13 protein-coding genes are annotated in these 14,310 nt (G+C 63.3%); 8 read left to right on the forward strand and 5 right to left on the reverse strand.

The window, feature by feature from the left end; genetic code table 11:
* The first annotated feature begins 1 nt into the window (after position 1).
* Positions 2–1,135 carry a class Ia ribonucleoside-diphosphate reductase subunit beta gene (gene nrdB / locus C2U47_RS21580; protein ID WP_010674816.1) on the forward strand — a complete coding sequence of 378 codons (1,134 nt, stop codon included), beginning with the start codon at positions 2–4 and terminating at the stop codon, positions 1,133–1,135.
* A 48-nt stretch (positions 1,136–1,183) separates the two neighbouring features.
* Entirely contained in the window at positions 1,184–1,504 is a 321-nt protein-coding gene (gene yfaE / locus C2U47_RS21585; RefSeq protein WP_041211579.1) for a class I ribonucleotide reductase maintenance protein YfaE, read from the forward strand.
* Between the two features lie 111 nt (positions 1,505–1,615).
* Here the strand turns inward: yfaE and mltA are convergent, their stop codons facing one another.
* The gene (gene mltA, locus C2U47_RS21590; protein ID WP_041211455.1) at positions 1,616–2,767 is read right to left on the reverse strand and encodes a murein transglycosylase A; all 1,152 of its coding nucleotides are present in this window, start codon (positions 2,765–2,767) and stop codon (positions 1,616–1,618) included.
* 150 nt (positions 2,768–2,917) lie between these two features.
* Between mltA and C2U47_RS21595 the strand changes: the two genes are divergently transcribed.
* Positions 2,918–3,169, forward strand: coding sequence for a DUF1289 domain-containing protein (locus C2U47_RS21595; protein ID WP_039040754.1), 252 nt, complete (start codon positions 2,918–2,920; stop codon positions 3,167–3,169).
* Between the two features lie 82 nt (positions 3,170–3,251).
* Here C2U47_RS21595 and fruA read toward each other — a convergent pair whose 3' ends face one another.
* The 3 genes from fruA to fruB are packed head-to-tail and all read right to left on the reverse strand — an operon-like array spanning position 3,252 to position 7,062.
* A complete protein-coding gene (gene fruA, locus C2U47_RS21600) occupies positions 3,252–4,976 on the reverse strand; it encodes a PTS fructose transporter subunit IIBC (RefSeq protein WP_010674820.1) in 1,725 nt (574 codons plus the stop codon).
* On the reverse strand, positions 4,973–5,962 hold the full coding sequence (gene pfkB, locus C2U47_RS21605; RefSeq protein ID WP_010674821.1) for a 1-phosphofructokinase: 990 nt from the start codon (positions 5,960–5,962) through the stop codon (positions 4,973–4,975). Before pfkB ends, fruA begins: the two co-directional genes overlap by 4 nt.
* Positions 5,962–7,062, reverse strand: coding sequence for a fused PTS fructose transporter subunit IIA/HPr protein (gene fruB / locus C2U47_RS21610; RefSeq protein WP_010674822.1), 1,101 nt, complete (start codon positions 7,060–7,062; stop codon positions 5,962–5,964). The genes pfkB and fruB overlap by 1 nt, the downstream gene beginning before the upstream one ends.
* 307 nt (positions 7,063–7,369) lie before the next feature.
* Here fruB and cra point away from each other — a divergent pair, with 307 nt between their 5' ends.
* The 5 genes from cra (at position 7,370) to C2U47_RS21635 (ending at position 12,650) form a co-directional block, all read left to right on the forward strand.
* On the forward strand, positions 7,370–8,356 hold the full coding sequence (cra, locus tag C2U47_RS21615) for a catabolite repressor/activator (protein ID WP_010674823.1): 987 nt from the start codon (positions 7,370–7,372) through the stop codon (positions 8,354–8,356).
* A 307-nt stretch (positions 8,357–8,663) separates the two neighbouring features.
* Positions 8,664–9,857 (forward strand): aromatic amino acid transport family protein, encoded by a 1,194-nt coding sequence (locus C2U47_RS21620; RefSeq protein ID WP_039040751.1) that lies wholly within the window; start codon positions 8,664–8,666, stop codon positions 9,855–9,857.
* Positions 9,858–10,100: 243 nt separating this feature from the next.
* Positions 10,101–10,505: an antitoxin Xre-like helix-turn-helix domain-containing protein gene (locus C2U47_RS21625; protein ID WP_039040750.1), complete on the forward strand. Its 405-nt coding sequence runs from the start codon at positions 10,101–10,103 to the stop codon at positions 10,503–10,505.
* Complete coding sequence (locus tag C2U47_RS21630) at positions 10,505–11,194, forward strand: RES family NAD+ phosphorylase (protein ID WP_043155504.1); 690 nt, start codon at positions 10,505–10,507, stop codon at positions 11,192–11,194. Before C2U47_RS21625 ends, C2U47_RS21630 begins: the two co-directional genes overlap by 1 nt.
* Before the next feature lie 118 nt (positions 11,195–11,312).
* Entirely contained in the window at positions 11,313–12,650 is a 1,338-nt protein-coding gene (locus C2U47_RS21635) for an IS4-like element ISAeme15 family transposase (RefSeq protein ID WP_103261422.1), read from the forward strand.
* 71 nt (positions 12,651–12,721) lie between these two features.
* On the opposite strand, the gene C2U47_RS21640 is transcribed toward C2U47_RS21635, so the two are convergent.
* The gene (locus C2U47_RS21640) at positions 12,722–14,122 is read right to left on the reverse strand and encodes a DEAD/DEAH box helicase (RefSeq protein WP_010674827.1); all 1,401 of its coding nucleotides are present in this window, start codon (positions 14,120–14,122) and stop codon (positions 12,722–12,724) included.
* Positions 14,123–14,310 lie beyond the last annotated feature (188 nt).

The following is a 14,310-nucleotide window of genomic DNA, read 5'->3' on the forward strand; positions in this document are numbered from 1 at the left end:
CATGGCTTACTCTACTTTTTGCCAGACCCAAAACGATCAGCTCAAGGAGCCGATGTTCTTCGGCCAGTCGGTCAACGTGGCTCGTTATGATCAGCAAAAGCACGACATCTTCGAGCGGCTGATCGAGAAGCAGCTCTCCTTCTTCTGGCGCCCGGAAGAGGTGGATGTCTCCCACGACCGCATCGACTTCCAGGCTCTGCCGCCCCACGAGCAGCACATCTTCATCTCCAACCTGAAGTACCAGACCCTGCTGGATTCCATTCAGGGCCGCAGCCCCAACGTGGCCCTGCTGCCCCTGGTCTCCATTCCGGAGCTGGAGACCTGGATCGAGACCTGGGCCTTCTCCGAGACCATCCACTCTCGCTCCTACACCCACATCATCCGCAACATCGTCAACAACCCGGGCCAGGTGTTCGACGACATCGTGACCAACGAGCAGATCTTGAAGCGCGCCGGCTCAATCAGCCACTTCTATGACGATCTCATCGAGGCCACCTCCGTCTATCACCTGCACGGTGAGGGAACCCACCGGATCGGGGATCGCGAAGTCACCATCAGCCTGCGGGAGCTCAAGAAGAAGCTCTACCTGTGCCTGATGAGCGTCAACGCCCTCGAAGCAATCCGCTTCTACGTGAGCTTCGCCTGCTCCTTCGCCTTCGCCGAGCGCGAGCTGATGGAGGGCAACGCCAAGATCATCAAGATGATCGCCCGTGACGAAGCGCTGCACCTGACCGGCACCCAGCACATGCTGAACCTGATGCGCAGCGGCAACGACGACCCCGACATGGCGGAGATCGCCGTCGAGTGCGAGCAGGCCTGCTTCGAGCTGTTCAAGGAAGCGGCCCTGCAGGAGAAGGAGTGGGCCGAATACCTGTTCCAGGACGGCTCCATGATCGGCCTGAACAAGGACATCCTCTGCCAGTACGTGGAATACATCACCAACCTGCGCATGGCGGCCGTCGGCCTGCAACCGGCCTTTGCCGGCACCAAGCAGAACCCCATCCCCTGGATCAACACCTGGCTCTCCTCCGACAACGTGCAGGTGGCGCCCCAGGAAGTGGAAGTGAGCTCCTATCTGGTGGGTCAGATCGACAGTGAAGTGCACGCCGACGATCTGGGTGACTTCGAGCTGTGATGCAAGGCAACCTCTGCTGGCAGACCATGATGCGGGAGAGTGACGTCCGTGAGTGACGCCACCGCCACCCTGAACGCGCCCCTGCATTCCGCCACCACGGCGTCGGAGGGGCAAGCCCTCCAGGTACAGACCCTGGACGGTGTGCTGCACCCCCATCCCGGCGAAAGCGTGCTGGAGACCCTGGAGCGCCACGGCCATCACGTGGAATTCCAGTGCCGCAGCGGCTATTGCGGCGCCTGCCGCACCCCGCTGCTGGCGGGCAAGGTGCACTACGCCGCCGTCCCGCTCGCCTTTGTCTCCCAGGGGGAGTGCCTCCCCTGCTGCTGTCAGCCGGTGGGCGCCATCAAGCTCGATATCCGAAAGGGCTGACGGCCCTTATCGCCAGATCTGCCCCGCAAACAAAAAGCCGCCGGATTGCTCCGGCGGCTTTTTTCATGGGAATGTCCCGTCTCTTAAATGAGGGGCCATGACCCTCTTGCGTTACAACCAGGGGGCGGCGGTCGGCCCGTGGTGCAGACCCAGCTTCCAGACCCGGCCAAAGTGCTTATAGTGACCGGCCGCGACACCGGCCTTCTCACCCATACCGTGGTAGAGATCGAGGTGGCCCTTCTTCACCGCGCCCCCCACATCCAGCGCAATCAGCAGCCGCAGCTGGTGCTTGCCGGTCCAGTTGCCTGCTTTGTCCAGCAGCGGCACTTCCGCGAGGATGGGGGTGCCCATGGGCAGCAGGGTCTTGTCGGCAGCCACCGCCGCCATGGGCAAGAGCGGAATGCCGGCGGCCCCCACCACGTCATTGGTGGGACGGCGCTCGAAGAAGACATAGGAGGGGTTCTGCTCCACCAGCTCCTTCACGCTCTCTTCCGGCTGACGATTGGCCCACTCCTTGATGGCCTTCATGGACATCTGCTCCTTGGGCACTTCGCCACGGTCGATGAGCACCCGGCCAATGCTGACATAGCCGTGGCCGTTCTTGCCGCTGTAACCGAGGTACTGCAACCGGTCGTCATCGCCGTAGTGAACGAACCCGGAACCCTGCACGTCCATCAGGAAGTTGTCGATGAGGGACTTGCTGTAGCCCAGCTCCAGCCCCCGGTTGGCCAGCGCCCCCCGGTGGATCTCGGCCCGGCTCGGGCAGCGGTCGCCGCAGTTGGGCATGGCATAGATGGGATACTTGTACTGGGCGTCCGGGCGATGGCGCACTTCCAGCACCGGCGAGTAGTAACCGGTGAAAAGCACGTTGCCCATGCGGTCGGCACCGCCAAGCTGCGCCAGGCTGATGCCGTACTGGGTGATATGGGCGGGATTGCCCCCATTGGCGACCCAGCGTGAGAGTTGACGGTAGAGCTCCCCATAGCGGCTCGCCATGCGGCCGGAGCGTTCCATCACCAGCCGGCTCTGGGGACCGAACTTGCTGTAATCGGCGCGGACGCGGCTGTTGACCCGCTCCACCCGCACCAGATCCCCCGGCAGGGCACCATCCAGATACTGCTTGCCCAGATTCTCAGGGATCTCGCAGTTCAGAAAACATCCGGATTCCGCCTTCTTCTGGGGCACCTTGACCGGTTCAGGATTGCCCGCACAACCGGCCAGCCCCACCACGGCGGCGGCCAACCAGTACGCATGTCTATTCATATGTCCTCATATAACACCGAGTGTCTTGCACGGCGGGGAAGATGCCAAAATTGCCCGGGGAAAGCAAACGCCTTCACGCCCCCGACGACGGATTTCTCCTGCCGTGATCTTCTGGGTTATAACAAGGTGACAAGGTGTGAGAGGTCATGGATGGAACAGCTCGAAATCTTCCCGCTCCAGAGCCCCTGTGTCGGGGTCTGCGAACTGAACAACAAGGGGTATTGCAAGGGATGCCTGCGAAGTCGCGAGGAGCGTTTCAACTGGCTTGCCATGACCCCTGCCCAGCAGCAGGAGGTGATGCGCCTGTGCCGCAGCCGCAAGGCCAGGGTCGAGGCCGCTCGCCGCAAGGCGCAGGCCGCAGAGGCGGCCGATCCGCCGCCCCCGCCGGGCTGGGATTTTTAAATCCCACGTTGCCCCTCCCCCCAACAAGAAAGGCGGCCCCAGGGCCGCCTTGTCATTAAGAGTGTGTCACGCCGTGACGCCCTCAGGCGGTCGCCAGCTTGGCCTGCTCCTCGCCACGCTTGAGCATGGCGTAGGCCACCCCGGTCACCAGAGAACCGGCCGCGATCGCCAGGATGTACATCATCACATGGCTGATGGCGTTCGGGATGAAGAGCACGAACAGACCACCGTGGGGTGCCACCAGCTCGCAGCCGAACAGCATGGAGAGCGCACCGGTCAGGGCACCGCCCGCCATGCAGGCCGGGATGACGCGCATGGGGTCCTTGGCGGCAAACGGGATGGCCCCCTCGGAGATGAAGCACAGACCCAGCACGAAGGAGGCCTTGCCCGCCTCCTGCTCCGCCTTGATGAACTTTCTGCTGGCCAGGAAGGTCGCGATCCCCATCCCCAGTGCAGGCACCATGCCGGCGGCCATGACCGCTGCCATGGGGGCATAGGTCTTGGAGGCGAGCAGGCCGACACCGAAGGCATAAGCCGCCTTGTTGACCGGGCCACCCATGTCGAAGCACATCATGGCGCCGATGATGACACCCAGCAGCACGGCGTTGGCAGAGCCCATGTTGTTGAGGAACTCGGTCATGGCATTCATGATGCCCGCCACCGGGCCACCCACCACGTAGATCATCACCAGACCGGTGAACAGGCTGGCAAAGAGCGGAATGATGAGGATGGGCTTGAGGGCTTCCAGGGTGACCGGCAGGCGCACCTTGTCGCTCAGGAACTTGGCGCTGTAACCGGCGAGGAAGCCGCCGACGATGCCGCCAAGGAAACCGGCGCCGAGCGAGCTTGCCAGCATACCGGCGATCATGCCGGGCGCCAGACCCGGACGGTCGGCGATGGAGTAGGCGATGTAGCCTGCCAGCACCGGGATCATCAGGGCGAAGGCGGAGCCGCCACCGATCTTCATCAGGGCCGCGGCCAGCGTCCCCTCTTCCTTGAACGCTTCAATGCCGAAGATGAAGGAGAGCGCGATGATAAGGCCCCCCGCTACCACCATGGGCAGCATGAAGGAGACACCGGTCAGCAGGTGCTTGTAGGGGCCCGCCTTTTCCTCTTTCTTGACCGCAGCCGCGCCGCTGTGGCGATAGACCTTCGCCTCGGTCCAGGCCTTGTCGAGCTCGGCCCGGGTTTTCTTCAGGGCAGCCCCCGTGCTGGTGCGATAGACCGGCTTGCCGTCAAAGCGCGCCATGTCCACCTCGATGTCAGTGGCGAGGAACACCAGATCGGCGGCGGCAATCTCGTCCGCCGTCAAGGCATTCTGGGCACCGACCGATCCCTGGGTCTCGACGCGGATCTGGTGACCCAGCTGCTTGGCCATGGTCTCCAGGGCCTCGGCCGACATGAAGGTGTGGGCCACCCCGGTCGGGCAGGCCGTCACCGCCACGATGCGCTTGGCACCGCTGGCCGGTTTGGCAACCACAGGCGTCGCCTCATGGCGATAGACGCTGGCACCGCTTCGCGCGGCGTCCAGCAGGGCAGCGGGATCCTGGAGCGCCAGATCCATGTCGCCCCGATAGAGCGACTTGCCATCATAGGCGGCCAGATCCACCGGTGCGCTGGCAACGACCAGCACCAGGTCGGCGGCGGCAATCAGCTCTTTCGAGGGAACCTGACGGGGCTGCACGCTGGAGTCGACGTCGAGGGTGAGCTCCCAGCCAGCCAGTTTGGCCTGCTGTTCTATCCGTTTTGCAGCGAGAAAGCTAGTGGCAATGCCCGCCGGGCAAGCCGTAACCAGAATTGCTTTCATTGGGCATCTCCTGAGTTAGCCATCAAATGGGGTTGGGGTTGAGTCGGTGCCAGATCATCCAGACGCTGTACGCGCACCTGCTCGAGTAACGGTTTGAGCACATTGATATCGTTGAAGCCGACCGCGACCTGGCTCACCGCCAGTGCCGAGACGGCGGTGGCCAGCCGCAGGGTCTGCTCCGGCGTCCAGTCCAGGCTCATGCCATGGACCAGGCCCGCCACCAGGGAGTCGCCGGCACCCACGGTGCTGACCACCTCCATGCGCGGCGGAATCGCCTGCCAGGTGGCATCCGGTGCAAACCAGATGAGGCCGTCGGCACCATTGGAGATCACCACGTTGGGGATCCCGCTGGCCTGCAGCGCGCGGGCGCACTCGGCCTGCTCGCTCAGGGTCTTCACGGGGCGACCCGCCCACTGGCTCAGCTCTTCCAGGTTGGGTTTGACCAGGGTCGGCGCCGCCTTGATCCCTTCGCTCAACGCCGCGCCGCTGCAATCGAAGATCACCTGCTTGCCCTTGGCCTTGAGCAGACGGATCAGATGGCCGCAGTAATCGGGGGCCACCCCTTTGGGCAGGCTGCCCGCCAGCACGAACCAGTCAGTGTGGGGTGCCAGTCGCTCCAGCGCCGCTTCCAGGGCGCTGACATCGCCTTCCTGCACCGCGAGTCCCGGCAGATTGAGATCGGTCACCCGGCCGGATTGTTCGGAGATCTTGACGTTGATCCGGGTGTCGCCCGCCACGCGCACGAAGTGATCGGCAAGGGCACGCTCCTCGAACAGGGAGACGAAGCTCTGCTGGTTACCCTCGCCGAGCCAGCCGGTCAGGCCTACGTCACGGCCGAGATCTTTCAAGACCATGGCGACGTTGATCCCCTTGCCCGCGGCGCGCAAGTTGGCCTCGCTCACCAGATTGACCTCGCCAGGGTGCATGGCCTCCAGACGGGTGGTGAGATCGAGCGCGGGATTAAGGGTGATGGTGACGATGTCCATCAGTGCGCCCCCTCGCCCAAGCCGGCGGCAATGGCTTCGCCAATGCCCTTGAGGGCTGCTTCGGCATCCGCTCCTTCGGCGCGAAACGCCAGACGATGACCGCACTTGACCCCAAGCCCGATCACCTTCATCAGGCTCTTGGCAGAGACGGCTTCACCGCTGCCATCGAGGTTGGCGACGCGGATGTCGGATTCATACTCCTTGGCCACCTTGACCAGCATGGCGCCCGGACGGGCATGCAGACCGTGGGGGTTGATGATGGTGAAGGTCTCGGACAGCCCGCTCGCCGGACCCGCCTGCAACATGGCCAGACCGTCGCTGCCAGAAAGGGTGGCCAACTGGCCGGCTGCGGCCAGCTTGGCCAGATTCTCGAGTTGCGGCAGATGGCCGCTATCTGCGGCACACAGCAGTAGCAGGGCGCTGACCGGCAATTCACCGACGTTCAGCGGGGTGCTCGGGGTGGCCAGCACCCAACCGGTCTGGGCCGCTTGCGCACGGGCCAGCCAGATGCCCTCCCCCAGGTGAACAGGCTGGCTGGCCAGGAGGGCGCTCACCATGGCGGCGTCTCCCCAGCCTGCGGATTTGGCGCGGGCCGCAGCCCCCAGCAGCAACTGGTCCTGGTCGTCGGCCGGGAAGTCCGCCAGGGTCAGGTATTGCACCTCTTTGGCGGCAGTCGCGCCAGTCAGGATATTGATGATGGTCTCTTCGTCGGTCGCCCCCTTGAGCTGGGCTGCGGCCTGCTCGTCACCCAGCACGTGGGTGAGCTGGCGCAAGATCCCCAGGTGCTCGTCGGACTTGGCGGCGATGCCGATGGCGACGTAGGCAATCTGCCCCTCGTCCCACTCGATGCCGTGGGGGAACTGGGCCACCATGACACCGGTGCTCTTCACCAGATGACGGGTGTCCGTGGTGCCGTGGGGAATGGCGATACCGCTGCCAAGATAGGTGGCGTGCTGCGCTTCCCGCGCCAGCATGCCGTCCACGTAACCTGCTTCAACCAGACCGGCGTCGGTCAGTTTGCTTGCCAGCAGGGCGATGGCGTCCGCCTTGGTCGTCACCGATTGTCCCAACAGGATTTGCTGTCGCGCCAACTTCAACATAGAGATTCTCCATCAGGTCCGGCTTCGCCTCGCGGCGTACCGGCGCAACTCAACTCGATTTTCGGGTAACTTGCCTGCTGACAATAGACGGTGATCTCTCGCTTTGGTGAGCCGGAACCCATTTCCAAGTGCAGATAATCATCCGTTACTGACAAGCTGAATCGTTTCACTTACACTCAGACTGAATCGTTTCAGCGCATTGTTCAAGATCCCGCAGAAAGTACGTTTCAATGATATGATCCCGCGCACACTTTTCGGCGCCCCAACCAGGAACCGGCGCGGGCCTTGCAACTCAAACAGAGCCAACATGATGAAACTGGATGAAATCGCCGCGCTGGCCGGTGTCTCTCGCACCACCGCCAGCTATGTGATCAATGGCAAGGCCGATCAATACCGCATCAGCCAGGCAACCCGCGACAAGGTGATGGCCGTGGTCCATGCCCACAACTATCAGCCGGACAGCCGCGCCGCCTCCCTGCGCGGCGGCCAGACCCGCACCCTCGGCTTCATCCTGCCCGACCTCGAAAACGCCAGTTACGCCAAGCTCGCCAAGCGCCTGGAGCAAGGGGCCCGCACCCAGGGATATCAGTTGCTCATCGTCTGCTCGGAGGACGATCCGGACACCGAAAAGGAGCTGGCCCGGATGCTGGTGAGCCGCCATGTGGACGCGCTCCTGGTGGCAAGCTGCCTCCCCCCGGCGGATCCCTTCTACCTGGAGCAGCAGTCCCGGGGCGTGCAGATCCTCGCCATCGACCGTGCCATGGCCACCGAGCACTTCGTCACCGTGGCGAGTGAAAACCAGAAGGCGAGCCTGGACCTCACCGCCTCCCTGCTCACCCCGGCCATCGGTCATATCGCCTTGATCACTGCACTGCCGGAACTGACGATCAGCCAGGAGCGAAAAGCGGGCTTCGAACAGGCGATTGCCAGTCACAGTGCGACCCGCCACCTGTGTGAAGGGGCCCACTTCTCGCGCACCGAAGGGTATCGCCTGATCAAGACGCTCCATCAGCAGCTCGGCCAACTGCCCGAGGCGCTGATCACCACCTCCTACATCCTGATGGAGGGGGTGCTCGACTACCTGCTGGAGCAGGAGGCCGACATGAGCCAGCTCGCCATGGCTACCTTCGGGGATGACCGCCTGCTCGATTTCCTCCCCTTTGGCATCAACTCCCTGCCCCAGCAGCACGACGCCCTGGCAAGCCAGGCCCTGACGCTGGCCCTCAAGGCGGTCAATGGCGACTACCAGAGCGGCCTGCACTATGTGAGCCGTACCCTCAAACGCCGCCGCTGACGCGAAACGGACGTGCCGAAGGCGACCACGGTCGCCTTTGCGTGTTTTTACGCCATCCACTCCAGACAACTGTCATCATTTATTTCCACACAAGCGCCTTTCACAGTAGAACCTTCGCTCACTCCCGCTTGTTTTCGATATTTTAATCGGCTAACGTGGCAACCCTGTTTTACAACCTGCGGCTGTTCGTAACGATGTCTCCACTCCGATATTGCTAGCCTCCGGCTTTTCCCCGGAGGCGTCTCCCGACACAGCCAACTGGCTCTCTCTTGTTTGCAACAGCGCCCCTCACTTTCGGATGGATGACATGAATACCAAGACCCTGGGTTGTACCCTGTTGATTGCCGGCACCACCATAGGCGCCGGCATGCTGGCCCTGCCGCTGGCCTCCTCGTCCCTGGGCGGCCCCGCCACCCTGATGCTGATGATCGGCCTCTGGGCCCTGATGGCCTTCACCGCCATGCTGCAGGTGGAAGCCAGCCTCAGCACCGGCAAGTGGTACCTGCACCAGCTGGCGGATCACCTGCTCGGCCCCTGGGGCAAGGGCATCGCCTCCTTCTGCATCCTGATGCTGTTCTACGCCCTGGCCTCCGCCTACATCAGCGGCGGCAGCAGCCTGCTGGCCCAGGCACTGGCCGATGCCGGCCTGCCCCTCGGCCAGGAGCAGGCGGCCTGGGTCTTTACCCTGCTGTTTGGCGGCATGGTGTGCGTCGGCACCAGGCAGGTGGATTACCTCAACCGCCTGATGTTCACCGTGAAGCTGGTGATCATGGTGGCGGTGCTGGCGCTGCTGCTGCCCCGCGCCCAGGGGCAGCACCTGCTCTCCATGCCCCTCGGGGAAGGCTTGCTGCTGGCGGGCCTGCCGGTCATCTTCACCTCCTTCGGCTTCCACGGCTCCATCCCGAGCGTCATGCTCTACCTCGGGGACAACCCCAGGCAGTTGCGCCGGGTCTTCGTGTGGGGCTCCGCCTTGCCGCTCGTGCTCTACGTACTGTGGCAGGTCGCCATACTGGGGCTGCTGGGCCAGCAATCCCTGATCCAGACCGGCGGCGCCCTGGACAGCCTGCTGGCCAACGTCGGCGGCCTGGTGAGCTGGCCCGCCTTCAACCAGGCGATGCATCTGTTTGCGGATCTCGCGCTCGCCACCTCCTTCCTCGGGGTGACCCTGGGACTGTTCGACTTCATGGCCAAGGTGACCCGTCGCAAGGACAACTGGCAGGGCCGCACCCAGACCGGCCTCATCACCTTCGTGCCGCCCCTGCTGTTCGCCCTCTACTTCCCGCAAGGCTTCATCATGGCGCTCGGTTACGCCGCCATTGCGCTGGCGGTGCTGGCGGTGCTGCTGCCAGTGGCCTTGGTGTGGCAGAGCCGCAAGCAGGCCGAGGCAAACCACTACCGCGTCCCGGGCGGCGTACTGGCCCTGGGTCTGGCCGGTGCCATGGGGGTACTGATCGTCGGGGTGCAGGTCAGCGTCAGCATGGGGCTGCTGCCCGCCCTCTGATCTCCCCGACCCGACAAGCAGAAACGCCGCAAAGAGACACGCCCCGCCAACCCAGTTGGCGGGGCGTTTCATTGGCACGGGCTCACTTGGCCGACCCGCGCCCCTCCTCGCGAAGCTCATCCAACAATGAACATTTGAGTACAACCATGTATAGATATGTACATGACTGCGCCCCTGCCCTACACTGCTTAGCAGACAACCCACGATCCCGTGCCCGTCTGGCACGCCAACCCGGGAGGCAACATGGCCGCCACCGCATCTCTTCCCCGGCAACAGCCCGCCGTCGATCCCAGCAAGGCCCTGCCCGTGGTGTTTCGCATCCTGGACAAATGGCAGTGCAGCACGGATGAACAGCTCAGGCTGCTTGGCATTACCTCCCGCTCCACCCTGAACAAGTACAAGGAGGCTAGCGGCGGTATTCGGCTGAGCGCCGATCTCCAGGAGCGGATGAGCTATCTGCTCAACATCCACAAGAGCCTGCGGCTGCTGTTCAGCCTGGATGAGAGCATCTATGGCTGGGTGCGCAAACCCAACAGCCACCCCTTCTTCGCCGGGCGCAGCGCCATGGAGGTCATGCAGGGTGGGCGGGTGGCCGATCTCTACGAAGTGGCCACCCGGCTGCACGCCTGGCGCGGGGAGATGGCCTGATGTCCTCCCCGCCCTTGCGCACCTTCCACAATGCCTGCGCCTATCGCATCATCCCGAGCCGCTTTCCCCCCATCTGCCTCTATGAAGACGTCGCTACCGCCGACGAGCTGGAGGCGGTCTGGGCCGTCGAGGCCCTGACCAACGACAGGCTGAGGGAAGAGGCGGGCGAGCTGATGCGGGTGCCCAGGGAAGACTGGCTGGTGGGGCTGCCCGGCGGCAGCTATGTGATGGCCGCCTTCACCCACCTCAATCCCGAGGGTGGCCGTTTCACCACGGGGGACTTTGGCGGCTACTATTGTGCCCCCTCCCTCGACACCGGCATCAAGGAGACGGTCTACCACAGGGAGCGGATCTTCGGGTACACCCGGGAGCCGGCCCAGAAGGTGCAGATGCGAGTGATCCAGGCGCAGTTCAGCGCCAGCCTCATCGACATCACGGGCCCGGCGTTTCTGCCAGGCCCCCTCTATCACGCCACCGATTACGGCCCCGCCCAGGCCTTCGCCCGGGAGCAGAAGGTTGCCGGGGCGGACGGCATCCACTACCGCTCGGTGCGCCACCCCGGTCACGGCTGCCACGTGCTCTATCGCCCCCGTCTGGTCAGCCGGGTGGACCACGCCCGTCATCTGGAGTACCACTGGAGCGGCGAGGCCATCACCCATGTGCTGGAGATCCGCCTCTACGGTGAATAGCGTCTACCAGGACAAAAAAGCCCCGCCAGATTGGCGCAATGCTGATCAGTTAAGGATCCATTGACCGATCCTTCTGCTGTAGGACAATCCGGAACCAATCACTGGTTCCGGATTTTTTATGTCTATTGCAAACGATCTGAACGATGTTGTTGAGGCATCTGGCGACATGCTGGCTCGGCTGGCCATTTTTGCCGACCATATTCCCGACGAATGGATTACTGCCGCTGCCGCCTTGTCTGAAAAGGCCACTATCCGCCGACGCCGCTTACCTTCTGATATGGTCTTGTGGCTCGTCGTGGGGATGGCCTTTTTCCGCAATGAGCCCATCTCCGAGGTCGCTCGGCGCCTCAACATCTGTGCAGAAGGGTTGGCCAATGATGCCTTGCTCGCGGACAGTGCCCTGTCTCAGGCCCGTCAGCGACTCGGCAAACAGCCGCTCGAGTGGCTGTTCAAACAGTGCGCCGATGTGTGGGGGCGGGAACGTTATCCTGAAGACCATTGGCACGGTTTACAGGTCTTTGCCATCGATGGGGCCCTGTTCCGAACCCAGGATATGCCTGAACTCAGAGCACATTTCGGCTCGGGTAACACCTCAACCAACCGGCAGACACCCTACCCGATGCTGCGGTTGGTCACGCTCATGAATGTCCGCTCGCATGTCATTGCCAACGCGGCCATCAGCCCGTACCGCAAAGGGGAAATCCCCCTGGCCAGCGAGTTCATTCACTCATTGCCGGACAAGTCAGTGACCCTGCTGGATAAAGGCTTCTTCGGTGCCGACCTGTTGCTGCGTATTCAGGCCGAAGACACCGACCGTCACTGGCTCATCCCGGAACGCAAGGGGCTGGTATACACGGAACTTGAGCGCTATGGCGACGGTGACCGTCTGTTGCAAATGACGGTCTCGCCTCAGGCTCGCAAGAAAAACCCGGCGTTGCCGACACACTGGCAAGTTCGCGCAGTGACCTATGAGGTGGCAGGCAAGGAGAAAACGGTCTTTACCTCCCTGCCCGTGGCGCGATTCAGTGCAGCTCAGGTGGCGACCCTGTACCACGAGCGCTGGGAAATCGAGCTGGGATACCGGGATATCAAAAGCGCGATGCAGCACAACGCCATCACGCTGAGAAGCAAGAAAGTGGACTTGGTCTATCAGGAGCTGTGGGGATTGCTGCTTGGATACAATCTGGTCAGGCGGGAGGCCAGCCAGGCCGCCATAGCCCATCAGCGAGCGCCCAATGAGGTGAGCTTTAAGTTTGCCTGTCAGTTCATCGCGAACCAGATGGCAGTGATGGCGGGCGCGTTATCGCCAGCCCATACGCCACGGAGGTTGGCGGAGTTGCGGGGCTGCATAGGCGTCATGTTCATAGAAAAACGCCCCAGGCCATCGAGACCCAGGGCGGTGAAGATATCAAAGACCCGTTTTCCGGTAAATCGCAATGCGGCTCCGCTTAAGTGAACAGCATTGCGCCAGATTGGCGGGGCTTTTTGTATCAACCGAACAGTGGGGGAGCCTGGCTCCCTGACCGCTTACTGGTTGTGGCTGGCGCGGCGCGGACGACGGGCCTGGGCCGGTTTGGCGGCGCCGCCTTCCGGACGCTGACCGCCCTGGGGCTTGGGCTTGCCACCGTTGCCGGAGCGGTTACCGCCGCCATTGCCACCGTTGGCAGAACGACCGGCACCCTGACGCTGGCCCTGACCTTGCGGACGCGGCGCACGGCGCTGCTCGCTCGGATCCCGCGGCTCTTTGCGAAGCGGCGCGCCGATGCCACGGGCGATGTTGTCGAGGGTCTCGCGGGAGGCTTCAAAACCGGCCACCTGCTCGCACGGAATGTTCTGCTTGGTCAGCCGCTCGATGGCCTTGATGAGCTTGCCCTCATCGGCGGCCACCAGGGAGATGGCGTGACCAGCGGCGCCAGCACGGCCGGTACGGCCGATACGGTGCACGTAATCTTCCGCCACGTTCGGCAGCTCGAAGTTGACCACCTGGGGCAGTTTGTCGATGTCCAGGCCACGGGCGGCGATGTCGGTCGCCACCAGCACCTTGACGCTGCCATCCTTGAAACCGGCAAGGGCGCGGGTACGGGCACCCTGGCTCTTGTTGCCGTGGATGGCGGCGGCGCTGACGCCGTTCTTGTCGAGGGTCTCGGCAACGCGGTTGGCCATGTGCTTGGTACGGGTGAACACCAGCACCTGCTGCCAGTCGTTGCTGGTGACCAGGTGACTCAGCAGGGCAATCTTGTTGGCCTTGTCGCAGGGGTGTACCAGCTGCTCGATGCGCTCGGCGGTGCTGTTGCGCGGGGTCACTTCGATCACCGCCGGGTTGTCCAGCAGACCGGTGGCCAGCTCGCGAATTTCGTCGGCGAAGGTGGCGGAGAAGAGCAGGTTCTGGCGCTTCTTCGGCAGCAGGGCCAGGATGCGGCGGATGTCGCGGATAAAGCCCATGTCGAGCATGCGATCCGCTTCGTCCAGTACCAGGATCTCCACTTCATCGAACTTGACGGCGTTCTGGTTGTAGAGATCCATCAGGCGGCCCGGGCAGGCCACCAGCACGTCCAGACCACGGCGGGTCGCCATCATCTGGGGGTTGATGCTCACGCCGCCAAATACCACGTGGCTGCGGATCGGCAGGTGTTTGCCGTAGTTGCGCACGCTCTCGCCCACCTGGGCGGCCAGCTCGCGGGTCGGGGTCAGCACCAGGGCACGGATGCGATTCGGGGAGACCTTGCGCTTGCTTTCAGTCAGACGCTGCAGCATCGGCAGGGTGAAACCTGCGGTCTTGCCGGTCCCGGTCTGGGCGGCGGCCATCAGATCACGGCCAGCCAGTACCGCCGGGATCGCTTGTTGCTGGATGGGAGACGGGGTGTCGTAGCCTTGCTCGGCAACGGCACGCAACAAGGGTTCGGCCAGACCGAGGGAAGTAAAACTCATAGTTACCTGCTAGGGATAGGGGCGCCAAAGATCGTGGTGGGGCTCCTCTGCTGAGCCGATGCCATCTCACAGGATCCGGGCCTATAGAGAAAACAACGATTTCCCCGGGGAGCAGAGCAAAGGGGAAAGAATAGAGGCGCAGTCTAACGGAGTTGGCGCACTTAGACGAGGAAAATGTGATGCGCCTC

The organism is Aeromonas sp. ASNIH7, from assembly GCF_002903485.1.
Classification (GTDB): Bacteria; Pseudomonadota; Gammaproteobacteria; order Enterobacterales; family Aeromonadaceae; genus Aeromonas; species Aeromonas caviae.